This window comes from Kribbella polygonati (genome assembly GCF_050320105.1).
In the GTDB taxonomy this organism is placed as follows: domain Bacteria; phylum Actinomycetota; class Actinomycetes; order Propionibacteriales; family Kribbellaceae; genus Kribbella.
The window spans coordinates 2,156,639-2,179,161 of sequence record NZ_CP190129.1 but is presented as its reverse complement, the minus strand read 5'-3'; the positions used below and the strand labels follow the sequence as shown (position 1 = coordinate 2,179,161).

At 69.5% G+C, this 22,523-nt stretch carries 21 protein-coding genes and 3 pseudogenes; 6 read left to right on the top strand and 18 right to left on the bottom strand.

Translation table 11 applies throughout. The features are described from left to right. Positions 1–35: 35 nt before the first annotated feature. The 13 genes and pseudogenes from ACQHIV_RS10310 to ACQHIV_RS10250 form a co-directional block, all read right to left on the bottom strand. Complete coding sequence (locus ACQHIV_RS10310) at positions 36–1,181, bottom strand: hypothetical protein (RefSeq protein ID WP_427893259.1); 1,146 nt, start codon at positions 1,179–1,181, stop codon at positions 36–38. Between the two features lie 190 nt (positions 1,182–1,371). Next, positions 1,372–1,827, bottom strand: coding sequence for a hypothetical protein (locus ACQHIV_RS10305; protein WP_427893258.1), 456 nt, complete (start codon positions 1,825–1,827; stop codon positions 1,372–1,374). A gap of 126 nt (positions 1,828–1,953) precedes the next feature. After that, entirely contained in the window at positions 1,954–2,592 is a 639-nt protein-coding gene (locus ACQHIV_RS10300; protein WP_427893257.1) for a hypothetical protein, read from the bottom strand. Continuing rightward, on the bottom strand, positions 2,577–3,161 hold the full coding sequence (locus ACQHIV_RS10295; protein ID WP_427893256.1) for an RNA polymerase sigma factor: 585 nt from the start codon (positions 3,159–3,161) through the stop codon (positions 2,577–2,579). The genes ACQHIV_RS10300 and ACQHIV_RS10295 overlap by 16 nt, the downstream gene beginning before the upstream one ends. Positions 3,162–3,248: 87 nt before the next feature. Continuing rightward, positions 3,249–3,860, bottom strand: coding sequence for a hypothetical protein (locus ACQHIV_RS10290; protein ID WP_427893255.1), 612 nt, complete (start codon positions 3,858–3,860; stop codon positions 3,249–3,251). Positions 3,861–3,864: 4 nt separating this feature from the next. Then, positions 3,865–4,428, bottom strand: coding sequence for a matrixin family metalloprotease (locus ACQHIV_RS10285; RefSeq protein WP_427893254.1), 564 nt, complete (start codon positions 4,426–4,428; stop codon positions 3,865–3,867). 421 nt (positions 4,429–4,849) lie between these two features. Next, positions 4,850–5,347 (bottom strand): beta-class carbonic anhydrase, encoded by a 498-nt coding sequence (locus ACQHIV_RS10280; RefSeq protein WP_427893253.1) that lies wholly within the window; start codon positions 5,345–5,347, stop codon positions 4,850–4,852. After that, the gene (locus ACQHIV_RS10275) at positions 5,344–6,273 is read right to left on the bottom strand and encodes a sucrase ferredoxin (protein ID WP_427893252.1); all 930 of its coding nucleotides are present in this window, start codon (positions 6,271–6,273) and stop codon (positions 5,344–5,346) included. The genes ACQHIV_RS10280 and ACQHIV_RS10275 overlap by 4 nt, the downstream gene beginning before the upstream one ends. Positions 6,274–6,277: 4 nt before the next feature. Further along, positions 6,278–7,939 (bottom strand): MFS transporter, encoded by a 1,662-nt coding sequence (locus ACQHIV_RS10270; RefSeq protein ID WP_427893251.1) that lies wholly within the window; start codon positions 7,937–7,939, stop codon positions 6,278–6,280. Further along, entirely contained in the window at positions 7,936–8,640 is a 705-nt protein-coding gene (locus tag ACQHIV_RS10265; RefSeq protein WP_427893250.1) for an LppX_LprAFG lipoprotein, read from the bottom strand. The genes ACQHIV_RS10270 and ACQHIV_RS10265 overlap by 4 nt, the downstream gene beginning before the upstream one ends. Before the next feature lie 5 nt (positions 8,641–8,645). After that, positions 8,646–10,727, bottom strand: a pseudogene (locus ACQHIV_RS10260) (DNA gyrase/topoisomerase IV subunit A); the annotation flags it as partial. 366 nt (positions 10,728–11,093) lie between these two features. Next, positions 11,094–11,729, bottom strand: a pseudogene (locus ACQHIV_RS10255) (LAGLIDADG family homing endonuclease); the annotation flags it as partial. A gap of 18 nt (positions 11,730–11,747) precedes the next feature. Continuing rightward, positions 11,748–12,356, bottom strand: a pseudogene (locus tag ACQHIV_RS10250) (DNA gyrase subunit A); the annotation flags it as partial. Positions 12,357–12,542: 186 nt separating this feature from the next. On the opposite strand from ACQHIV_RS10250, the gene ACQHIV_RS10245 reads away from it, so the two are divergent. Genes ACQHIV_RS10245 through ACQHIV_RS10235 form a run of 3 tightly spaced genes read left to right on the top strand, consistent with a single transcriptional unit; the run spans position 12,543 to position 14,717 of the window. After that, the gene (locus ACQHIV_RS10245) at positions 12,543–12,989 is read left to right on the top strand and encodes a MarR family winged helix-turn-helix transcriptional regulator (RefSeq protein WP_427893249.1); all 447 of its coding nucleotides are present in this window, start codon (positions 12,543–12,545) and stop codon (positions 12,987–12,989) included. Then, positions 12,986–14,473 (top strand): MFS transporter, encoded by a 1,488-nt coding sequence (locus tag ACQHIV_RS10240; RefSeq protein WP_427893248.1) that lies wholly within the window; start codon positions 12,986–12,988, stop codon positions 14,471–14,473. Before ACQHIV_RS10245 ends, ACQHIV_RS10240 begins: the two co-directional genes overlap by 4 nt. Further along, positions 14,424–14,717, top strand: a complete 294-nt coding sequence (locus tag ACQHIV_RS10235; protein WP_427893247.1) for a DUF1330 domain-containing protein — start codon at positions 14,424–14,426, stop codon at positions 14,715–14,717. Before ACQHIV_RS10240 ends, ACQHIV_RS10235 begins: the two co-directional genes overlap by 50 nt. Here ACQHIV_RS10235 and ACQHIV_RS10230 read toward each other — a convergent pair. Together ACQHIV_RS10230 and ACQHIV_RS10225 are read right to left on the bottom strand one after the other, a co-directional pair. Continuing rightward, positions 14,648–16,630 carry an FtsX-like permease family protein gene (locus ACQHIV_RS10230; RefSeq protein WP_427893246.1) on the bottom strand — a complete coding sequence of 661 codons (1,983 nt, stop codon included), beginning with the start codon at positions 16,628–16,630 and terminating at the stop codon, positions 14,648–14,650. The genes ACQHIV_RS10235 and ACQHIV_RS10230 overlap by 70 nt on opposite strands. Beyond that, on the bottom strand, positions 16,630–17,397 hold the full coding sequence (locus ACQHIV_RS10225) for an ABC transporter ATP-binding protein (protein WP_427893245.1): 768 nt from the start codon (positions 17,395–17,397) through the stop codon (positions 16,630–16,632). The genes ACQHIV_RS10230 and ACQHIV_RS10225 overlap by 1 nt, the downstream gene beginning before the upstream one ends. A 109-nt stretch (positions 17,398–17,506) precedes the next feature. Between ACQHIV_RS10225 and ACQHIV_RS10220 the strand changes: the two genes are divergently transcribed. From ACQHIV_RS10220 to ACQHIV_RS10210, 3 genes are read left to right on the top strand one after another with little or no spacing between them, the layout of a single operon-like run. After that, complete coding sequence (locus ACQHIV_RS10220; RefSeq protein ID WP_427893244.1) at positions 17,507–18,778, top strand: sensor histidine kinase; 1,272 nt, start codon at positions 17,507–17,509, stop codon at positions 18,776–18,778. Continuing rightward, complete coding sequence (locus ACQHIV_RS10215) at positions 18,760–19,413, top strand: response regulator (protein WP_427893243.1); 654 nt, start codon at positions 18,760–18,762, stop codon at positions 19,411–19,413. Before ACQHIV_RS10220 ends, ACQHIV_RS10215 begins: the two co-directional genes overlap by 19 nt. A 2-nt stretch (positions 19,414–19,415) precedes the next feature. After that, complete coding sequence (locus ACQHIV_RS10210; protein ID WP_427893242.1) at positions 19,416–19,817, top strand: CoA-binding protein; 402 nt, start codon at positions 19,416–19,418, stop codon at positions 19,815–19,817. On the opposite strand, the gene ACQHIV_RS10205 is transcribed toward ACQHIV_RS10210, so the two are convergent. Genes ACQHIV_RS10205 through ACQHIV_RS10195 form a run of 3 tightly spaced genes read right to left on the bottom strand, consistent with a single transcriptional unit; the run spans position 19,810 to position 22,523 of the window. Continuing rightward, positions 19,810–20,058 carry a DUF2630 family protein gene (locus tag ACQHIV_RS10205; RefSeq protein ID WP_427893241.1) on the bottom strand — a complete coding sequence of 83 codons (249 nt, stop codon included), beginning with the start codon at positions 20,056–20,058 and terminating at the stop codon, positions 19,810–19,812. The two genes, ACQHIV_RS10210 and ACQHIV_RS10205, sit on opposite strands and share 8 nt — an antisense overlap. After that, positions 20,055–20,822 (bottom strand): ABC transporter permease, encoded by a 768-nt coding sequence (locus ACQHIV_RS10200; RefSeq protein ID WP_427893240.1) that lies wholly within the window; start codon positions 20,820–20,822, stop codon positions 20,055–20,057. Before ACQHIV_RS10200 ends, ACQHIV_RS10205 begins: the two co-directional genes overlap by 4 nt. Continuing rightward, entirely contained in the window at positions 20,823–22,523 is a 1,701-nt protein-coding gene (locus ACQHIV_RS10195) for an AMP-binding protein (protein WP_427893239.1), read from the bottom strand. It lies immediately after the preceding gene.

The following is a 22,523-nucleotide window of genomic DNA, read 5'->3' as shown; positions in this document are numbered from 1 at the left end:
TGATCAGAATACTGATCAGGTGATCAGAATTCTGATCACAGGGCGGCTTTGAGGACCGCGTGGGCACCCGCGACGATCGCGTCCCGGTTGGCCTCGTACGTCGGGTCCGTGATCTCGGTCTTGTTCGCCAGATCGAAGCTCAGCACCGGGACGTGCAGGTGGCCGGCGGGCATCGACGGGTCCAGCAGGTCGCGCTGCAGAGTGTTGCGGTAGGCAACTTCGTTCGACAGGTACCCGCCGCCCGTGCCCTCGGACGCGATCGATCTGGGCGTCGGGCCGTCAGGTCGCCGTACGGGCGTGGTCTGGCCGGTCGGGATCTCCAGGACGGACGTGTTCACGCGCGTCCGGAACGGTGCGACGTCGGCCTGCGCCATCCGTGCCAGCGGCAGGCTGGACGTGATCCACTCCGGCCCGGCCGGCATGCCGGGGGAGACGACCGGGGCGCTGATCGTGCCGCCGCCCCAGACGTTGTTGTTGTCGCCGATCGAGCTGACCGAACGCCGGCGGCCGTTGAACACCTCGAGGTCGAAGATCCCGGCCCGCCCCTGGCTCGCGGTCATCACCAGGTCGGCGTGCTGCGGACCTGGTCGGTAGTGCGGCGCGAGCGCGTTCTCGACCATGTGCTGGTCGAAGTCGGCGTAGCGCACGGGGAAGACCACGGTCTGGATCTCGTACGTCGTGCCGTTGACCTTCCAGCGCTGCCCGTCGAGCGTGAGCGCGTTCGCCCCGGACGGGTTGCCGATCCGGATGTCGGCGTCCAGCGTGAACGGGTCGAATCCGGTGACCAGGATCTTCCGTACGCCCGGGGTGAAGCGGGTGCTGGTGATCCCGCGGGAGGCGTACTCGAAGGACCGCATCAGCTCGGCGCGTTCCGCCGTACCGATCCCGAAGCCGGGCTGCCACTGGCGGAGGGTGAGCGCCATCGAGATCCGCGCCCAGTACAGCCCCCGGTCGTCGGTCGCCGGGAGCGCGCCGGCTCCAGTGGGCGTGTGCTGAGCCCGGTACGTCGCCGCCCGCCACAACGCCTCGCCCTGCGTCCGCACCAGCGCCGAGGCCGCCTGCCGGTTCGGTACCCGGCACAGCAACTGCCCGAACGTCGCCACCTGCCGATCGAACCCCGACCGCCGCAGAATCTCCGCCGGCACCGGCCCGAGCCGCTGCTCCTCGACGGACCCCACCACCGAGCCATCCAGACACCCGGTAACCGGCCCACCCCGGAACACCGCCGCCGCATCAGGCACCGCCTGCGCAACCGGCACACCGGACAACACAGCCGTCAACGCCAACGCGCCGGCAACCAACGAACGATGAAATGAGCTGGGGCGGAGTCTCATAAGGGGCTGTCTATCAGATTTCCCACCCCAACGCCCGTCATCCGGGCGGGCCTTCGAACACAGACAGCAGATAGACCTTCCAGACCCAGTACTGCACCAGCAGCCGCGCCACCCAGACGACAGCCGGTGTGAGCGTCCGGACGATCCACGGAACCTTGTTCACGAGCAGCGCCGTCAAGAACATCACCACACCGATGAGCACCCCTGGTACGACGAAGCACCACTTCTGCTGGTCGACCGGCCAGCAGTTGGGGTAGGTGCACGCGTCGTCGGTGCCGGTGAAGTACGTGGAGGCGCTGAACTGCGCGACACCGAGCATCCAGCAGGCGATCACCGCACCGCCGATGCCTTGGGCGATCGCAGCCGCCAGCGAGCCCCGGCTCCACCGACCTCTGCGGGTCGGCAGCCCTGCGACCAGGAGCACCGTCGAGGTCGTGATCAGCAGCAGGACCGCCCACCGGGTGTCGAGCCCCGACCCCGGCCTGGGTGCCAAGCCCGTGCCTTCTGGGGTCGACATGCGGCAGCGCGGAGCCGAACCCGAGCCCGCAGTGCCCGAACACGATGAGGCCGACGGCACCCACGTCCAGCGGTACAACTTCCCCCGACCTCCGCAGTTCCTTCACCTCTTCAGGACGGACTCCCAGTCAGCGGCCGTCGCCTGGTCGTAGGGGCGCGTGAAGCCGCAGCCGGTCCAGGCCAACGGCGGTGCGGCCGATTGGGTCTCGCCGGACACGAGGAGTCTCCTGCCGACCTGCAACGACGGCTTGTCCGCGGGCCTGTTGCCGGTGGTGATGACAGTGACGTGCCGCCCAGTGCCACCTCGGTACCAGCGGTTGACGAGGAACAGCACCTCATGACGATCGAACTTGGCCCCCGCGGGTCCGTCCACCGCAGACACCCGCTCGACCGTGCCGTCGAACGCGAGGCTGCGGTGCGTGAGATTCGTGAGCGAGTAGCCCTCGACACAACTCGCCGCGGGAACGTGCGGAGTCGAGGGCGCCGGACCTACTGCAGGTTGTTCGTCCGGACCGTGGCCCAGCAGCACGAGCACGCCTACGACAGCTGCTGCGGTGGCGGCCGCTGCGGCGGCCAGCCCCCAGCGCCGACGACGGGGCACCACCTCGACGTCCGCGCGCTCAGCGACCTGGCGGACCTCGCTCCTCACCTTCTCGAGCACGCGTGGATCCACGGGCGCGACTGTGCCGGCCGCCACCAGTTCGTCCCATCCGGCGAGCTCTTCCATCAGCTGCTCGTCCACGGCGGCTCTCCTTCGTGATCTGAACCCTGCTCACTCAATACTTGCGCAGTTCCAGCTAGGCGTTCGCGCATCCGATCCCGAGCCCGGTGCAGCCGGGACCGTGCCGTTCCGGCAGGAATGCCGAGTACCTCCGCGGCCTCGCTCGGGCCGAGTTGCTCCCATACGACAAGGAGCAGCACCTCGCGCTCTGCAGACGGCAGGCCCGCGAGGGCTGCTCTCAACGCCGGCCTCACGGCGGCGGCGTCCAACCGCGCATCGACGGTCGCCCAGTCCGTGTCTGCCAGTTCCGAGCTGGGCGGAGCCACCGGTTTCGCCGCACTACGGTAATGAGCAAGCAACGTATGCCGTGCGATGCCGAAGAGCCATGCCCGTGCAGTCCCCCGGCGCGAGTCGAAAGTATGGCGGCTGCCGAACGCAGCAAGCCAAACCTCGGACAGCAACTCGTCGGCAGCATGCGGTGCCCGCCGGGCCAAGTAGGCGTGGATGACTGGTGCAAGCCGCTGAACCAACGGCTCGAACGCAACTGCCTCCCGCTGGGAGAGTTGCAATTGCTCCTCGTCGGTTCCCATTCAGGCCGCCTTCTATCCGCGCGTCGTCCCACAGTCCGTGTCACCAGATACTTGTCGGACCAAGCATCCAGCGTTCGCGCTGTGCGACTACGAGGTAACGACACTCACAGCTGTGTCAGCCTGAAGCGCCGTCGGCAGCGAATTGCCTCGTTCGGGATCTGCGTTTCCGCCACGATACAGATACTGCTCCTGCCGCAGCTCGTACACACCGGCGTCGCCGGTGATGAGGAGGCGGTCGGGCGCGGCATCGATCGCACCGGTGCTCGGTACGACGAAGACCAGGTATTCTGTGCCTGGAACGAGCAGCTTCGATGTGTTCTCGCCGACGGCACTCGACGTCCCGACCTGCCGCAGTTCAATGGCGGAAGCGGCGGAGATCTTTCCCCAAATAACCTTCTTGACGACAGCGGTCGTCACAGTCACCGGCAGCCCCGCAATGTCTTCCGGATGCTGCTTGCCTGCGGTGATCTCGACGATCGCGGAGCTGTCTGCCCGCAGCTCGGTCAGACTTGAGTAGCTCTTCACGTAACTGACCCGGATGAGGCCTTTCGCGGGTGCGGCGGCGGTCTTGTGGTCACCAGGACTGTTGAGTCCTGCGGCTGTCAGGACAAGGACCGCACCGGTGGCCAGCGCCGCGGCGAGGAGTGTTCCCTTGTATCGCACTTTGGCTTCTCGTCTCTCGGATTTGTGTTCAGGCATGGGCTCAGCCGTACATTTCGTGGATGCCGTTGACATCGTCGTTGCGCGGAGTCGTGAGCAGACACGCGTCGTACCGCGTCGGGGTGTCCGGCTGCATGATCGGAACGTTCGTACAGCTCCGCGCGCCGAACTCGTCGAGCCCCAGCGCGTGCCCTACTTCGTGAACCATCACGTCTTGGCGCTTCGCCACTGAATAGGCGTCGGTGTGGTAGGTGTTCAGCCACGAGATCGGTGCCTTGACGTTGTAGCCGTCTGAGTTGCAGGTTCGGTAGGTAATACCGTCGAAATCGGTATTGCCGTAGTTGCCGTTCGTCAGCCGGAAGTTCGCGCCGCTCGTGACTCTCGTCAGGACCAGCGGCGTCTTCGTCGCGTACCACGCGGCGACGCTGTTCCTAGCGACAGTGGAGTATCCGGACGTGGTCATCGAGTCTTGCCAGTTGAGGGTGCTCGTCGGGAACTTGCAGTTCAGAAGCTTGTAGGCCGATGCGGGCTCGTTCGGTGCGGTTGCCAGTAGCGTCGTACAGATCGCCATCGCGGTGATGGCGATCGTCGTTCGCAGTCGATCCATGGGTCGCCCTTCGCCGTTGCTGAGGTCGCTCCTCACGGCGTCCATCGAGGATCGGCAATGCGATATTACAAAATCTGCAACAAGCTGCAGAAACATTGCCAGCCATTGGCAGGCGTGATTTGGTCCGCGGGGTAACCAAACCATTCGACCTTAGGCTGGCCAACGGCATGAACCTCGAAGCCCGCGAGTAAGCCGCGCTGTACCCCGCCTCAGATCCGCCGGGCCACCCGCGCACCTCTAGCCCGACTCTGCGCTACTCCGAAGGGCTGAAACCGTATGTGCGATCGACCTCGGCGACGTCGAGTGCGCCCAAGTTCTCCCATCCGATTGTTCATCGAGGCTTATCCGTCGAGGTTGTCGGCGTCGAGCTTCGAGCTGATTATGACGACGTGGTGCGGCGCCTCGGGTCTTGTGAACGCGATCAGTCGATCTGGGTGAGTTTGCCGGTGTCGACGTCGTACATGAAGCCGCCGACGAGGATGTCTTCGCCGATCAGGGGGTGTTCGCGGACGGCGGCCACGTCGCGGTGGAGGGCTTCCTGCTGGTCGGGGATGACGGAGATGGGGAGGTAGCCGGCGGGTTTGCCGGCGGCCTGTTCGACCTTGGCGCGGAGGGCGTCCTCGGACATCGCGGCCATCGCGCAGCGGGTGTGCGGGACGATCATGATCCGGCGGACGCCGAGGAGCTGGACGCCGAGGACCAGGCCGGTCATCGTCATCTCGGTGACGCGGCCGCCGGCGGAGCGCAGCACCTTGGCGTCGCCGGCCTTCAGGCCGAGCATCTCCAGCGGCGGGATCCGGGAGTCCATGCAGGTGACCAGGCCGATGCCGGCGTGGGCGATGCCGTCGAACCCGCTGTAGTGGAAGTCGGCGGCGTACTCCGCGTTGGCCGCGAGCAGGTCGTCGAAGCCGCCGCTCATCGGACGGCTCCGGGGACTGGGGTACCGGCTTGCAGGATCGACATGGCGAACGGTTCCTTTCCGCAGGAGTCCGGGCGAGGAGGATCGGCCGGTGCACTGGTGACCGGCACGAGCCACGACCGCCCGTCGGCATGCTGGACAGTCACGGTGTCGGCAGCTTCGCCGACCACGTGCAACGCATCGAGCGCGAACTCTCCGATGAGCTCACGGACGGCGACTTCGGCCACCTGGCCGCGTTTGGTCCAGGTCGACCGGCCGCGCAGACCGGTCAGGACTGTCTCACCGCGGCCGGCGGCGTCGAGGATTTCCACCGCGGCGTCGACGGTGAGCTGCCCGTGCATGGTCCCGGCCGGGAGGTATGTCGCAGTCGGCGCGAACCGGTGACCGCCGAGATGGTTGGCCTCCCACACGCGGCCCGGTACCCGCTCGGCGAGCCCGGACACGAGCGGCCGGCCGAGCAGGGCGCAGCACTCGTCGCGTTTGCCGTTCGTACACACGAGCACGATCGGATCGTCGACGGTCGTCAGTCCGGGCAGCGACGCGGCGACCGCCGTACGGTCACCGCGGGCGACCGCCTGGAGGTCGAGCGCGTCCAGGTCGGCGGGATCCGCGACCCGGCCGCCGAGCAGCCACGTACGGCCGGGCCTGGTGGACGCGACGAAGACCTGGTGCGACCGCTCGACGGCGTCGGCGTGCCGGCCGGGGGCGCGGATCAGCCCGAACCGTACGTCGACCTTCTTGCACCGGTCGTCGAACGATCCGCCGAACGCCGGGTCCAGGTGACTCTGCGTCGGCGCCTTCGCACCCCACGGGCCGGGCTGCTCGACGACGACCCAGCCGACCGCGACGACCGCCGTACCGGCCAATGGCTCCCGCAGCACCCGACAGAACGTCGAGCACAGGCCGGAGGCTGGTGCGGGGCTCACAGCATCACACGGTACGCGACTCGCGCACACCACGGCGCCCGAGTACCAAAACGCCGACGATCGCGGCCAGGAACGCGCAGACCGCGGCCCCGGCGAAGATCGCGTGAACTTGTGAAACGGCGGCGTCCAGGAGCGCGTCGACGTACGGCCGGCAGTTGGCCGGTGCCGACGGGCACAGCTCGTTGGGGGATTTGATGCCGTCGGCAATCGAGTAGTACCGGCGCAGGCCGATCGCGGTGAGCGCGGAGACGCCGACCAGCATCCCGACCATCCGCGCGACGACGACGAGCGCGCTCACCAGCCCGTGACTGTCTCCCGGCGTAGCGCCGAGCATCGCGGTGTTCACCGGCGACAACGCGAGCCCGAAACCGAACCCGCAGACCAGCAGTACGACGGTCGCGGGCCAGTGGTCGAGCGCCGTACGGCTCCAGAACGCCATCACCGTGAACATCGCCCCCGACACGCCCAGCCCGGCGCCGGTGATGAGCCCGAGCCCGTACCGCCGGGTCAGCCACCCGCCGACGACCGCACCGATCGGCAGCGCGATCAGGAACCGTAGCAGCACCAGCGCCGCCGCCAACTGACCCCTGCCCTGCGTCGTACGCGCAAACACCGGTACGTCGACGAGCGCCGCGATCAACGCACAACCGATCAGGAAACTGACCACCAGCGAACCCCACGCGGCCCGCGCCCCGAGCAGGCCGCGCGGGACGATCGCCGCCGACGTACGCCGCTGCCAGAACGCGAACCCCACCGCGAAGACCGCGGCCGCGACCAGCAACCACGGCCCGGCCGGCGACATCAACTGCTTCTCGGGATCGGCTGTCGCGAACGCGAGCACGACTCCTGCCAGCGCCACCGCCAGCAGCAGGGCTCCGACGAGGTCGACCTGAGACAGGACATTCCAGTGAGCGCGCCGCAGCACCAATGCCAGCCATACCAACGCCAGCAACAAGGTGACGACACCGATCGGCGTCAGCAACCGCGACGTACCGGTGAACGGCACGAACGGCAGCCCGAGCGTCACCCCCGACGCAAGCGCCTGCGGTGCCGTCAAGGTGAGCCCGAGCGCGACACTTGCGAGCACCCCGACGACAGTCGACGGGGGAGGCCACCGCCACCCGCGGAGCAGTAGCGCGAGCACGACCGCGACGGCGAGGTTCAGCCAGAAGATGTACCGCCAGTCAGCCACCGCGAGTACGGCGGCACCTAGCAGCGGACCGAGAACGGACCCCAGCTCCTGTACGGCGCCCACCACGCCCAACGGCAGCCCGCGCCGCTCGGCCGGCCACAGATCCGCGACCAGCGCCAACGTGGCCGGCACGAGCCCACCACCACCGACGCCTTGAAGAAACCGACCGGTCACCACCAGCGGCAGGTCGTACGCACCGGCCGTCACCAACGACCCGACCGCGAACAGCAGCAGCGCCCCGACGAGGACCGGCGTACGCCCGACGACATCCGCGATCCGCCCGATCAACGGCAGGACGGCGATGTAGCCGAGCAGGAACCCCGAGATGATCGGCGCCGCCCGCTGCAGCTGATCGGCGGACAGCCCGACCCCGGACATCATGTCGGGCAGCGCGAGGACGACGACGTACGTGTCCGCCGCGGCGAACGCGACGGCGACGGACGCCAGCGTCAGCTGGGTGCGGGCCTGCGTCACGGCTTGGTGATCTCGACCTTCTCGCCGTACTTGTCCAAGGTCACGTCGTAGCTGCTGGTCGCGCCGGCGTAGAACGGCCCGGCGATGGTCGCCGAAACCAGCTGCTGCGAGGACTTGTCGATCTTGAACGAGCTCGGGAAGTCCTGGTCCGCGGGCGCCTTCGGGAAGATGCCTTGCAGCGACTTGCCCTGGACGGATCCGGTGACCTCGGTCAGCACCTTCGAGCCGTTCCGCGTCTGGCCCTTCACCTTCGGGTCCTTCAGCGTCGGCAGGACCGAGGTCAGGCCCTTCGCCGGGTCGAGCAGGACGGCCGGGTCGGGCGCGCCCAGACCGGCCAGCTGGCTCGGCGACAGCTCGATGAAGGTCGGCGCGAACGACACCTTCGCGTAGACCTTGCTGCCGATCGCGACGACCTCGGCGTCGAGGCTCGTGCCGTTGGTCTTGACGGTCAGCTTGCCCTTGAACGCCGGCGCGTGGGTGGCCACACCGTCGCCACTGACCAGCGCCTGCGCGTCGGCCGGCAGGTCGCGCCCGGTCAGCACGATGTGCACGCTGGCCGCGTCGTCGATCTGCTTCTTCGCACCGGTCAGCAGCGCGACCGCGTCGTCACCGCCACCACTGCCGCTGCCGGTGTCCTTCTTCCCGCTGCAGCCCGTCAGTGCGAGGGCGACGACGGCGCACAGCGCGAGCACTCTCTTCACGGACGTCAGCCTGCCAGATCGGAAGCGCACGCAGCGATCGGCTGCGCCACCGGGATGCCCGAACCGTCGCGCCGCGGGTCGACAGGCGGCAGCTCGACCGGTGCGCCGCTGTTCGCGCTGGCCTTCACCGGCGCGACCCCGACGTACCCGAGCAGCAGCCCGTCCTCGCCCTTGAGGAGCCGCTGGCAGCGGACGCCGCCGGTGCCGCGGCCCTTGCCCGGGTACTCGCTGAACGGCGTGACCTTCACCGCGCCGACCTCCGTACCGGGCAGGGCCGACGACGAGCCCGCGATCGTGACGACCTGAGCTTCCCGGGCGGTGTCCACGGCGCCGAAGAAGACCACCTTCGCCTTCGCGGCCAGCCGGACGCCGGCCATACCACCGGCGGTCCGGCCCTGCGGCCGTACGGCGGACGCCGGGAAGTGCAGGAGCTGCGCGTCGGACGTGATGAAGCACAGCTCCTCGTCACCGGTGGCCAGCTCGACCGCGCCGATCACCTCGTCGCCGTCCTTCAGGCTGACGATCTCCCACGCGTCCCGGTTGCTCAGGTGATCCGGTACGACGCGCTTCACCACGCCGCCCGACGTACCGAGCGCGACACCGACCGACTCCGGGTCCATCGTGGTCAGCGCGAGCGCCTTCTCACCCGGGTCCAGCGAGACGAACTCGGCGACCGGCGCGCCACCCTGCAGGTTCGGCGCGTTCGCGGTGGTCGGTACGGCGGGCAGGTCGAGCGACTCGAGCCGGATCAGCCGGCCCAGGCTCGTGATCAGCCCGTACTGCCCGCGGGCGGTGCTCTTGATCACCGACACGATCGCGTCGTGCTTGGCCCGCGACTCGGTCGGGCCGAACGGCTCGACGCCGTCGATCCGCGCCAGCAGCCCGGTCGAGCTCATCAGGATCCAGCACGGGTCGTCGCTGACCTCGAGCGGCACGGCGGCGGTCTTGGTCGCACCGGACGACTCCAGCAGCACCGTGCGGCGCGGCGTGCCGTAGGTCTTCGCGACCTCGGCCAGCTCGTCGGAGACCGTCTTACGGAGCAGGGCCTGGTCCTCGATGATCGCGGTCAGCGCCTCGATCTCGCGCTCCAGCTCGCCCTTCTCGCTCTCCAGCTCGAGCTTCGAGAACTTCGTCAGCCGGCGCAGCGGCATGTCCAGGATGTAGTTCGCCTGCACCTCGGACAGGTCGTAGATCTCGATCAGCCGGGACCGGGCCGCGGCCGAGTCGTCGCTGCTCCGGATCACCTGGATGACCTCGTCGATGTCGAGGATCGCGATCAGCAGGCCGTCGACGATGTGCAGCCGGTCCTGCGCCTTCTTCCGGCGGAACTCGCTGCGCCGGCGAACCACGTCGTACCGGTGGTCGAGGTACACCTCGAGGAGCTGCTTGAGACCGAGCGTCCGCGGCTGGCCCTCGACCAGGCAGACGTTGTTGACGTGGAACGCGTCCTCGAGCGGGGTGAGCTTGTACAGCTGCTCGAGCACGGCCTCCGGGACGAACCCGTTCTTGACCTCGATGACCAGCTGGGTGCCATGCGTGCGGTCGGTGAGGTCCTTGACGTCCGCGATGCCCTGGAGCTTCTTGCTCTGCACCAGGGTCTTGATCTTCTCGATCACCTTCTCCGGGCCGACCGAGTACGGCAGCTCGGTGACCACGATGCCCTTGCGGCGCGGCGTGACGTTCTCGATCCGGGCGGTGGCGCGCATCTTGAAGCTGCCGCGGCCGGTCGCGTACGCGTCCTTGATGCCGTCCAGGCCGACGATCTTGCCGCCGGTCGGCAGGTCCGGGCCCGGGACGAACCGCATCAGGTCGTCGAGGTCGGCGTCGGGCTTCTTGACCAGGTGCCGCAGCGCCTGGATCACCTCGACCAGGTTGTGCGGCGCCATGTTCGTGGCCATCCCGACCGCGATCCCGGCAGCGCCGTTGACCAGCAGGTTCGGGAACGCGGCCGGCAGTACGGCGGGCTCCTCCTCCTGGCCGTCGTAGTTGGCCTTGAAGTCGACGACGTTCTCGTTCAGCCCGTCGGTCATCGCAACCGCCGGCGGCGCCATCCGGCACTCGGTGTTGTGGTTGACGAATCCACCGGCGAGGAACGAGTGGTCGTCGCTGTCCACCCGGATCGAGTAGACGACCTCCGGCGCGCAGTCCTCGACCTCGGTCACTTCGACGAAGCGGTAACCGGAGTCCATGATCGGTGCGACGACCGAGAGAACCTCGGGGTCCTTGAACTTCGCGACGAGCAGGCTCCGATCGGCCTGCCAGCGCTCGAACCGATCGAAGTTGTGGTCGAGCAGCCAGCTTCGGCCCGTCCCGCGGACCGGTTCGAGCGCATCGCGCACGTAGTCCGCGACGTACGGCGCGTAGTCGCGGGTCAGGCGGTGGGTGTAGCGAGGAGCGCGCGCAAGCAACGCGCGCAGCTTGTGCCGCTTCGCCGCGAGGAAGCCGATCCGCTCGTTGAACGCGTGGATGTTGTGCTGCCCTGAGATCACCAGGCGGTACTCACCGCGCGAGTAGTGGGTGAGATTACTGTGCACACCGAACTCGAGCAGTAGTTCCTGGAGTCCCGATGCCAGAGTCTGGCTGTACGTCGAGTACTGGATCGTCATCGACGCGTCGCCGGCACGGCGAATTCCGCCGTCGCCTTCATAGAGCGCCATCAGGAACGCGCGCTTCAGCCCGACGGTGCCGTTCCACACCGCCTCGGGGATGTGCTTGTCGGCGGCTTTGAAGCCGATCATGGCCGCGAGCGGGCTCTCCCGGAACGCGCTCAGGTTCTGGATGTCGAGCTCGTGGATCGTGCGCTCCGACCGAGCGGTCTTCCGCGAGTACACGTAGCGCGGACCACCGACGACGGCGTCGTACGCCGCGAGGATGTACTCGAAGTACTCCGCGTCCGTGTTGTTGAAACCGGCCCGGTCCGCCGAGGCGAATCCCTCTGACACCCAGGCGCCGAACAGCGTGCCGAGCGTCATTTCGTGGGCCATCGGGACGTCCGTCGTCCACGCGTTGCGCGCGAGGCAGACCACGGTCCCGGGTTTGACCTCGTCGAGACGCAGCCATTGGAAGATGGGTACACCGGCGACCGGCACAAGGCACAAGACGGGGTGGTTGTGACTGCCACGGAGTGCATGGCCGCTCTTCGTGACCAGCTTCTTCACCGGATGGACGCCGGAATTGAAGATCTTGCTTGCCCGGACGGGCTTGCCGTCCTTGTCGAGAACCGTGAGGTCCACGGAGGCCTCGGAGTTCTCCGGCAGGTTCATCAGGTCGGCGATCCTGGGGGAGCTGCCGTCGGCGAGTCGCACTCGGGTGTCACCGGTGACGCAGTACCGCATCGCGGCCGGGCCGTCGTCGAGCGAGCCGAAGTTGCCGTGGGGGTCGATCAGCGGGACGCGCATCGACCAGGTCTGGCCGGTTCGGACCAGGGCATCGTAGATCGCCCCGTCGCCGTGCGGGTGGTACTTACCCATCACCTCACCGACGACCCGGGCGCACTTCACGTGCGCGCGGTCCGGGCGGATGTTGTTCTCCGCCATCGAGAACAGGATCCGTCGCTGGACCGGTTTCAGTCCGTCCCGGGCGTCCGGCAGCGCCCGGGAGTAGATCACCGAGTAGGCGTACTCCAGGTAGCTGGTGCGCATCTCGTCGGAGACGTCGACATCGAGGATGTGCTCCTCGAAGTCCTCGGGTTCGGCGGTGCTGGTACGGCGTGCCATACGGGTCTACGAACTCCTCGATCAGGTGGTACGGGCGCCGCGACGGGGTTGGCGCCGTACCTATTCTCGCTGGTGAACCACCATTTCCCGGCCCACGACACAGCCGGGGCCAGAGCGGACACTACCCCGCGCCCCGGACAAGATCGTCTCCATAAACTGTGAATATAAATCTGTTATGTTTCGGACATGATCACTCCTGGCGCGGCCGCCGCCATCGGGGCGGCCCTGTACGGCCTGGCCACCAGGGCCACGAGACGCCTGCCGCGGGACATGAGCCTGACGTCCGCCGCCACTTTGGCCACTCTGGACCGGACCGGTCCGCGGCGGATCACCGACCTGGCCGCGGTCGAGGGTGTCACCCAGCCCGCGATGACCGCGCTGGTCCGGGTGATGGAGGACTCCGGCCTGGTCGAGCGGCGCGGCGACGCGTCCGACAAGCGGATCACGCTGGTGTGCCTGACCGAGACCGGCGCCTCGTACGTCCGGACGCGGCGCCAGGCGGGGGTTCAAGCGTTCGAGCGGTTGATCGGGGAGCTCACCGGAGACGAGGTCGAGGCGCTGCTGGCGGCCCTGCCGGCGCTGGATCATCTGGCAGAGCTCGAAAGCCAGGAGCGCGAAAGGCCGAAGCAGTGACCGAGCAGCCGGCCGGCGAGGTGGAGGCGGCGCCGGTCGCGCGCTTGCTGGTGCCCGCCCTGATGTTCATCGCTCTGGTCGTGGCGGCGGTCGCCAGCCTCGGGACGCCGCTCATCACCAGCGTGGCGACCTCGTTCCGCGTCTCGCTCGGCAGCGCGCAGTGGACGCTGACCGTGGCGCTGCTCAGCGGTGCCGTCGCCACGCCGGTCCTCGGCCGGCTCGGGGCCGGCCCGCATCGGCGCGCCACGATCCTCGCCACGCTGGCGATCGTCGTCGTCGGAAGTGCGCTCACCGTGCTGCCGCTGCCGTTCGCGTGGCTGCTGGCCGGCCGGGCGGCCCAGGGCGTCGGGCTCGGGCTGACGGCGCTGATGATGGGCGTGGCCCGGGACCATCTCCCCGAGCAGCGCAGCGCGGCCGTGATCGCGCTGATCTCGGTGGTCTCGATCATCGGGGCCGGCGTCGGCTACCCGCTGGCCGCATTGCTCGCCGAGTTCGGTGGGGTACGGGCCGCCTACGGCCTCGGCCTCGTCGTCACCGCCGCCGCCCTCCTGACCGCTTGGCGCTCCATGCCCGCATCGCCCCAAGGCCGCTCGGCCCATGTGGATGTGCCAGGCGCGGTCGCGCTGGCCGCCGCGCTGGTCCTGCTGCTGTTCCTCGCCGGCGAACGGAATCTGTGGAGCCGGCACCTCGCCGTCGCGGCCGGCCTCGCCGTCCTCGCGGTGGTGCTGCTCTGCGTCTGGGTCGTCATCGAGTTGCGCAGCACGACGCCCCTCGTCGATGTGCGGGCGGTGCGGCACCCGGCGGTCGCGGGGGCGAACCTCGCCATGTTCGTCGCCGGGATCGGCATGTACCTCCTGCTCACGCTCATCACCCGGTACGCGCAGACGCCGCACGGTGCCGGCTACGGCTTCGGGCTGACGACCTTCGTCGCCGGGCTGGTCCTGATCCCGTTCTCGGTGCTGGGGTTCGTCGCCGGCAAGCTCACACCGCGGGTCCGGACGCGGATCGCCGACCCCCTGCTGCTGGCCGGCAGCGCCGTCGTGGTCGGCGGTGGGTTCGCCCTGTTCGCGGCCGCCCGGTCGAACCTGGCCGAGGTGTTCGTCGCGATGGGCGTGCTCGGCTTCGGCGTCGGCGGCTTCTCGGCCGCGATGCCCGGCGTCATCCTGGCCGTGACCCACAAGAGCGAGACGTCGAGCGCGATGAGCTTCAACTACGTCGTTCGCAGCGTCGGGTACTCCCTGGGCAGCGCTGTCGGTGGCCTGATCCTCGCCGCGGGCACCCGCCCCGGCCGGCTCTTCCCCGACGACAGCGCGTACACCACCGCGGCGCTGGTCGGCATCGGCGCCATGGCGATCACGACGCTGATCAGCCTCGCTCTTGCCCGCAGGCGCCCGTCAGAGACCACCGTTAAGTCATTCCCACACTGGAGGTTCCATGCCCAAGGGCTACTGGGTCAGCGTCTACCGCACCATTTCGGACCCTGAGAAGCTGGAGGCGTACAACAAGCTCGCAGGTCCCGCCGTCCGGGCCGCGGGCGGGCGGACTCTCGTCCGTGGCGGTCGGGTCGCCGCGTACGACGCCGGCATCGCCGAACGCACTGTCCTGGTCGAGTTCGACAGCTTCGAGCAGGCCGTCGCTGCGCGCGACAGTGCGGCCTATCAGGAGGCGCTGGCCGCTCTCTCCGACGGCGTCGAGCGCGAGTTCCGCATCGTCGAAGGTACTGACTGACCCACCGAGCGCAGGAGGTAGGCGGCCGGGGCCAAGGCGGCACCTACGGCCAAGGTCAGGCAGAGAGCGGCGATGGCGAGGAGGATGTTCCACGGGATCGTCAGGGGTACGTCGGTGAGGCCGGACGTCATCGCGCGGCGGATCAGGATGCCGACCGTGAGCGTGGTGGCGCCGCCGAGTGTCAGGGCCACCGCGCCGACCAACGAGGACTCCCACAGGACCATCCGCTGGAGCTGCCGGTCCGTGGCACCCAGCAGGCGGGACGTGACGAACTCGTTCCGGCGTTGCAGGCCGCTCATCAGCAGCGTGTTGGCGATCGCGATCGCGCTGTAGAGCGCCGCCGGCCCGAGCAGCATCACCAGGCCGAACTGGTTGCCCTTGCGCAGCCCGTCCGACTGGGCGGCCTCCCAGTCGGACGCCAGTTCCGCGTTCGGGATGCGCCGTACCAGCTCGCCTGGGGCGACACCGTCCGCGGGGAGGACGAACGTGCGCTCGACCTGCGCGTCGGGCGAATGCTTGCGCGCGACGTCCAGCGGGATCATGAACGACGGGTTGACGCCGAACGCGTCCTTCACGATCGCGACCACCCGCAGCCTGGCCGGCGTCCGGTCGAGGAAGACGACCGGGATCTCGTCGCCGACCCGATAGTGCTCGAACCCGGCCATCTCCTTGCTGACGGCAACCGTCAGGCCGGTCAGCCGGCGAAGGTCCCCGTCGAGTACGCCGAGATCCCGGGTCTGCGCGGCCACCGCCGGGTCGATCCCCTCGACGCCTTCCAGCTGCGCGTACTCCGCCGCGATCCGCACCAGCTCGGTCGGTAGCGCGGCATCCGCCGCCTTGACCCCGGCGTCCGTGACAGGCGCGGACCCGGTGACGACAACCGGCGCACGGACCGCGTCCCGGATCGCCGCCGCGGAACTGTCCGCCGCGAAGCTCAGGCTGAGCACCATCGACCCGGCGATGGCGGAGATCGCCAGGATCGGCGCGGCGAGTGAAGCGCTGCGGCGTGGGGCCGCGACCACGTTGCTCCGGGCCAGTCGCCCCGACACGTGGGTCCAGGCGACCAGCGGTGCCGCCCACACCCGCCCGACGACCGGTACGACGAGTGGCGCGAGCAGGGTCAGCGCGATCACGATCACCATCGGCGTGAACATCGCCAGCGGTACGGCGCCGTCGCCGGACGACGGCCGGATCAGCGACAGCATCACGATCGCCCCGGCGAGGAACAGCAGCCCGAACCCGATCCGTACCGGCCCGATCCGCGGCGGCTCCAGCGAGGCCTCCCGCAGCGCGTCGATCGGCGCCACCTTCCCGGCCCGCCGAGCGGCCGAGCGCGCGCCGAGCAGCGCCACCAGCATCCCGGCGCCGACCGCGATCGCCAGCGGTACCCAAGGCGACGCCGGCTCGAGCTGCACCGGCGCCAGCTCGGTGTACGACGCCCTGCGCAGCAGCAAAGGTGTCGCGAGCTGCGCACCGATCGCGCCGGTCACCGACGCGGCGAAGGCCACCACCAGCGCCTCGCCGATGATCATCCGCCGGAGCTGCCGCGGCGTCGCCCCGATCAGCCGCAGCAGCCCGAGCTCGCGGCGCCGCGACGCCACCGCGAAGGCGAACGTACTGGCGATCACGAACACCGTGATGAACCCGCAGATCGCCCCGACCATGCTCAGCACGGTCTGCAACCCGGACACGTCCGCGTTCGCGAGCGCGATCCGGACGTGCTGTGGCGGCGTGTCCGGCCCGCCCAGCGTCGTCACGCCGATCGTCGAGGACGCCGGCAGGTGGTAGGCGATGGTGGCGGCCGTCGTCGTCGCGGCCAGCCCGAGCATGAACACGCCGACCGCGAGCGCGACGAACGATCCGGCGTACAAGGACCGCTGCCGCCCGACGGTCTGCCGGCTGAGCTGGAACATCAGCGCTCCAGCTCGCTCATCGCCGCCGCGATCCGGGCCGGCGTCGCGCGGTCGAGCTGACCGGCGAGGAGACCGTCGTTCAGGAACAGCACCCGTTCGGCGTACGCCGCCGCGACCGGGTCGTGGGTGACCATCACCACGGTCTGCCCGGCCCGATCGGTTGCCTCGCGCAACAGCCCGAGGATCTGCCGGCTCGTGCCGCTGTCCAGCGCCCCGGTCGGTTCGTCGGCGAAGAACACCGACGGCTGGGTGATCAGCGCCCGCGCGATCGCGACCCGCTGCTGCTGCCCGCCGGACAGCTCGGCCGGCCGCCGCTTGGCCCTCCCGTCCAGCCCGACCTGGTCGAGGACCCGCAGTACGTCGTTGCGCGCCGGGCGGCGGCCGGTGAGCCGCAGGGGGAGCGCGACGTTGTCGTACACGCTCAACGACGGCAGCAGGTTGTACGCCTGGAACACGAATCCCATCTCGGACCGCCGCAGCTTGGTCAGCTGTACTTCGTTGAGCCCGCGCAACGGCACACCGTTCAGCACGACGTTCCCGGTCGTCGGCTGGTCGAGCCCGGCCGCGCACTGCAACAGCGTCGACTTCCCGGATCCGGACGGCCCCATCACGGCGGTGAACGAGCCGCGCGCGAAGTGGTACGTGACACCTCGCAGCGCGTCGACCGCGCCGGCCTTCGAACGGTACGTCTTGGTGATGCCGTCCAGCAGCAGGGCGGGCGGCGCGATCGGGGCGACGGTGGGGTACGTCGGCGCGGTAGCGGTCATGCTGCCAAGCCAACCGCCGTACGGCACCGAGCACGCTGGCCTGCGGGCGAGACCTGGAGTAGCGCATGCGCTACCGCGGTGCCGGCCACCGTCCACCTAGGGTTGGTGCGTGCAGAAGACGGTGTGGGGAGCGCTCGCGTCGCCGCGCTACCTGATCTCGTCGTGGCCGTGGCGCTCGTACGCGTACCTGTTGACGTCCGTACCGATGGGTGTGCTGTCGATCGGCGTCCTGGTCGGCATCGCCGGGCTGAGCGCGCTGCTGAGCCCGATCCTGGTCGGGATACTGATGCTGGCCGCGTTCCCGCTGCTCGGGGCGGCCATCGGGTACGTCGAACGCCGCCGGGCCGCGCTGATGCTCGTCGACGGGATCCCGAGCCCGCACGCCGTACTGCCGGTGGGGGTGTCGCTGAAGGCGCGGCTGACGTACCGGCGCCGGGAGCAGGCGTCGATGCGGGCGCTCGGGTACGGGTTCGTCCTCGGCGTGTTCGTCTGGCCGTTGAGCGCGGTGATCGGCGGACTCTCCGCGATCGTCCTCGGGATCACCATCGCGACCCCGTTCCTCGCGGGCGACGGCGAGGACGTGGTGATGTGGTCGTGGAAGCTCGACACGTTCTGGGAAGGGCTCCTGTTCGCGGTCCTGTTCGGACCGGTGTTCTACACGGTCAGCTCGTACCTGCTGGGTGTGCTCGCCGGGGCGGAGGCGTCGCTGGCGCGGGCGATGCTCGGGCCGCGGCAGGAGGAGCTGCAGCGGAACCTGGCCGAGCTGCGGCGGTCCCGGCTGGACCTGGTGGACGCGTTCGAGACCGAGCGCGCGCGGATCGAGCGGCACCTGCACGACGGCGTACAGCAGCGGCTGGTCGGGCTGACGATGACGCTCGGGCTGGCCGAGCTGGACCTGCCCGAGGGGGAGGGCCGCCGGCTGGTGGTGAAGGCGCACGCCGAGGCGGAGGCCGCCCTGGCGGATCTGCGCGCCGCGGTCCGGGGGATCCATCCGCGGGTGCTGGTCGATCACGGTCTGCAGGCGGCCGCGCGGGAGGTGGCCGACCGGATGCCGCTGCCGGTGACGCTGAACATCACGCTCCCGGACCGGCTGCCCGCCCCGATTGAGGCCGCGGCGTACTTCGTGATCAGCGAGGCGCTCGCGAACGTCGCCAAGCACGCCCAGGCGACCACCTGCGAGGTGTCCGGCTGGGTGGACCGGGGGCGACTGGTGATCACGGTCCAGGACGACGGGGTGGGCGGCGCGCAACTCGGCGCCGGGACCGGGTTGACGGGCCTGGTGACCAGGCTGGACGCGCTGGGCGGCACACTCGACGTCGACAGCCCACCCGGTGGGCCGACCCGACTGAGGATGGAGTGCCCGTGCCGACTCGGCGACTGACGATCGTGCTGGCGGAGGATTCGCTGCTGTTGCGGGAGGGGCTGGCGAGCATCCTCGATCGCGCCGGGCACGACGTCCGGGACACCGTCGGCGACGCGGACACGCTGCTCGCGGTGGTCCGGAAGGATCCGCCGGACGTGGTCATCACCGACGTACGGATGCCGCCCGGGCACAGCGACGAGGGCCTGCGCGCGGCCGCCGCGATCCGGGCCGAGCAGCCCGCGATCGGGATCCTGGTGCTGTCGCAGTACGTCGCCGATGCGTACCTGTCGTCGTTGCTGGAGACAACGAGCGGCGGGATCGGGTACCTGCTGAAGGACCGGGTCGGGCATGTCGCGGAGTTCCTGGAGTCGCTGGACCGGGTCGCCGACGGAGGTACCGTGGTGGATCCGGAGGTGGTGCGGCAGCTGCTCGCCCGGCGGCGGAACGACGGGCCGCTGGCGGCGCTCACCCCGCGGGAGCTGGAGGTGCTCGCGTTGATGGCCGAGGGGCGGGTGAACGCGTCGATCGCGGAACAGCTCGTCGTCAGCGAGGCAGCGGTGCGCAAGCACGTCGGCAACATCTTCGCGAAGCTGCAGCTGGACGACGGGCTCGACCGGCGCGTCTCCGCGGTACTGACCTATCTGAGGGGCTGACGATGGACGAGGCGATCCGGAAGATCCTGGCCGAGTGTGACACCTGGGCCGTGGTCGGGCTGTCGAACAACACGAGTCGCGCGGCGTACGGCGTGGCCCGTTTCCTGCAGGACCACGGGAAGCGGATCGTCCCGGTGCACCCGTCCGCGGAGACGGTCCACGGCGAGCAGGGGTACGCGACACTGGCCGAGATCCCGTTCCCGGTCGACTGCGTGGACGTCTTCGTCCGCTCCGACCTGGCCGGCGACATCGCCGACCAGGCGGTTTCCGTCAACGCGAAGGCGGTCTGGTTCCAGCTCGACGTGGTGGACCAGGCCGCCTACGCGCGGACGACGGCGGCCGGGCTCACGATGGTGATGGACCACTGCCCGGCCATCGAATGGCGGCGGCTCGGGCCTAGTTGAGGTAGCCCTCGACGGTGTCGGTGGAGCGGGCCTGGGCGTCGTCGGGGTTCTCGCCGAACTCGCGCTTGGCGCGGCGCTGGCGGAGCAGGTCCCAGCACTGGTCGAGCTCGACCTCGAGGGCCTTGAGGCGGGACTGCTCGTCGGTGTTGTCGATCTGGCCGGCGGCGTGCTTGGTACGGAGCTCGTGCTCCTCGGCCACCAATGCGTCGATGCGGCTGAAGATGCCCTTGTCGTCACTCATGGGGTAACCGTACGCCCGTCCGGAAGTTGCGCGCGGCAGAGCAGCTCGGTGAGGACCAGGATCGCGATCGCCTCCGCCGTGACCAGCCCGATCAGTACGACGAGTTGCAGCGCGGCGGCCTGGACAGGCGACGCCCCGCCGAGCAGCATGCCGACGTACGCGCCGGGAAGCGCCACCAGCCCGACCGTCCGGGTCTGGTCGAGCGCCGGGAGCAGGGCGTCGCCGGCGACCGGGCCGACGACGAGCTTGAACGCGTCCGGCTGCATCAGCCCGATCGACAGGCCCGCCTCGAACTCGCCGTACCGGGTGCTGTACTCGCCCAGCATGCGCCGCCCGGCCAACGTGGTCGCGGTCATGGTCCCGCCGACGATGATGCCGCCCATCGGCAGGATGCTCGCCGGGTTGCGCGGCACCACGCCCGGCAGGATGAGCAGCAGCAGTACGGCGAACGCGCCCGAGCCGATCGCCGCCGCGCAGTACAGCCACTGCCGCGGGATCACCGCGGTACCGCGCAGCCGCCGCGTGCTGGTCACGGTCGCGACCACGAACATCAGCAGCACGAACGCGATCGCCCCGAGCGTGTGCTGCAGCGCGACCCCGATCACCAGGCCGATCGCCGCCAGCTGCAGGACGGCCCGCAGCGCGGCGGTGACGATGCCCTTGTCGTGGCGCAGCCCGGCGTACCGGGACGCGACGACGCCGATCGCGATCAGTAACGGCAGGACGACGAGCGCCGACCAGCCCAGGCCGGTGTGGAAGGACACTTACTTGAAGTCGGCCTCGTCGTAGGTCTGCCCGGCGTTCCCGCTCTCGACCTTGGCGGCCTCGTCCGCGCGCAGCTCGACGCGGCGGATCTTGCCGGAGATGGTCTTCGGCAGTTCGGCGAACTCGAGCCGGCGGATCCGCTTGTACGGCGCGAGGTGGTCGCGGCAGAACGCCAGGATCTCCCCGGCCAGCTCCCGCGACGGTTCGTGCCCGGCGGCGAGCACGACGTACGCCTTGGGTACGGCGAGCCGCACCGGGTCCGGCGACGGTACGACGGCGGCCTCCGCGACGGCCGGGTGCTCGATCAGCACCGACTCCAGCTCGAACGGCGAGATCCGGTAGTCGCTGGCCTTGAACACGTCGTCCGAGCGCCCGACGTACGTGATGTAGCCGTCCGCGTCCCGGCTGGCGACGTCGCCGGTGTGGTAGTGCCCGTTCCGCATCACCTCGGCGGTCAGCTCGTCGGCGTCGCGGTACCCGCGCATCAGCGGGACCGGCGCGGGCGCCAGCTCGATGCAGATCTCGCCGTCGTCGCCGATCTCGTCGGTGGACGGGTCGATCAGCGCGATCGTGTACCCGGGCAGCGGGCGGCCCATCGAGCCGAGCTTCACCGGCTGGCCCGGCGGGTTCCCGATCTGCGCGGTCGTCTCGGTCTGCCCGTACCCGTCCCGGATCGTGATGCCCCAGGCGTTCCGGACCTGCTCGATCACCTCGGGGTTCAGCGGCTCACCGGCCGAGATGCACTCGCGGATCTTCACGTCGACCGCGGACAGGTCGGCCTGGATCAGCATCCGCCAGACCGTCGGCGGCGCGCAGAACGTGGTGACGCCGTACGTCGCCAGCACGTCGAGCATCTTCGCCGCGTCGAAGCGGGTGTAGTTGTAGAGAAAGACCGTCGCGCCCGCGTTCCACGGGGCGAAGACGTTGCTCCACGAGTGCTTGGCCCAGCCGGGGGAGGAGACGTTGAGGTGTACGTCGCCGGGCTGCAGGCCGATCCAGTACATCGTCGACAGGTGCCCGAGCGGGTAGCTGACCTGCGTGTGCTCGACCAGCTTCGGCTGGCTCGTCGTACCGGAGGTGAAGTACAGCAGCAGCGAGTCGTCCGCGGCCGTGTCGACCTCGGGGACCGGGTCGTCGTAGTTTTCGGAGTCGGGATAGTTCAGCCACCCGTCGGCCGGTGCACCGACCGCGACGCGGATGCAGTGGTCCGCGATCCCGGCGTACCGTCCGGCGTCGGCTCCGCTGGTGACCACGGCGCGTACGTTGCCGCGGGAGATCCGGTCGGCCAGGTCGGCGTCGGTGAGCAGCGTGGTCGCGGGGATCATCACCGCGCCGGCGCGGATGCAGCCGAGCATGGTCTCCCACAGCTCGACCTGGTTGCCCAGCACGATCAGCACCCGGTCGCCCGGCTTCAGCCCCGCCGTGGTCAGCCAGCCGGCCACCTTGCGCGAGCGCTCGGCCATCTCGGCGTACGTCCGCGAGTTGACCTCGCCGTCCTCCTCGACGATCGTCAGCGCGGCGACCTCCGGCTGCTCGACCGCGAGCGCGTCGAACCAGTCCCGCGCCCAGTTGAACCGCTCGAACCGCGGCCAGCGGAAGTCCCGGTACGCCGTCTCGTAGTCGTCCCGATGCGCCACCAGGAAGTCCCGCGCCGCCCGGAACTCCCGGGTGACCTCCGAAGTGCTCTGCTCCGTCGCCAT

Coding starts and splice junctions, on each gene's coding strand:
- ACQHIV_RS10230 (WP_427893246.1), bottom strand. CDS start 16,630: ATGTTCCAGCTCAGCCGGCAGACCGTCGGGCGGCAGCGGTCCTTGTAC.
- ACQHIV_RS10280 (WP_427893253.1), bottom strand. CDS start 5,347: ATGAGCGGCGGCTTCGACGACCTGCTCGCGGCCAACGCGGAGTACGCC.
- ACQHIV_RS10195 (WP_427893239.1), bottom strand. CDS start 22,523: ATGGCGACGGAGCAGAGCACTTCGGAGGTCACCCGGGAGTTCCGGGCG.
- ACQHIV_RS10235 (WP_427893247.1), top strand. CDS start 14,424: ATGCCCAAGGGCTACTGGGTCAGCGTCTACCGCACCATTTCGGACCCT.
- ACQHIV_RS10290 (WP_427893255.1), bottom strand. CDS start 3,860: ATGCCTGAACACAAATCCGAGAGACGAGAAGCCAAAGTGCGATACAAG.
- ACQHIV_RS10285 (WP_427893254.1), bottom strand. CDS start 4,428: ATGGATCGACTGCGAACGACGATCGCCATCACCGCGATGGCGATCTGT.
- ACQHIV_RS10225 (WP_427893245.1), bottom strand. CDS start 17,397: ATGACCGCTACCGCGCCGACGTACCCCACCGTCGCCCCGATCGCGCCG.
- ACQHIV_RS10210 (WP_427893242.1), top strand. CDS start 19,416: ATGGACGAGGCGATCCGGAAGATCCTGGCCGAGTGTGACACCTGGGCC.
- ACQHIV_RS10205 (WP_427893241.1), bottom strand. CDS start 20,058: ATGAGTGACGACAAGGGCATCTTCAGCCGCATCGACGCATTGGTGGCC.
- ACQHIV_RS10245 (WP_427893249.1), top strand. CDS start 12,543: ATGATCACTCCTGGCGCGGCCGCCGCCATCGGGGCGGCCCTGTACGGC.
- ACQHIV_RS10295 (WP_427893256.1), bottom strand. CDS start 3,161: ATGGGAACCGACGAGGAGCAATTGCAACTCTCCCAGCGGGAGGCAGTT.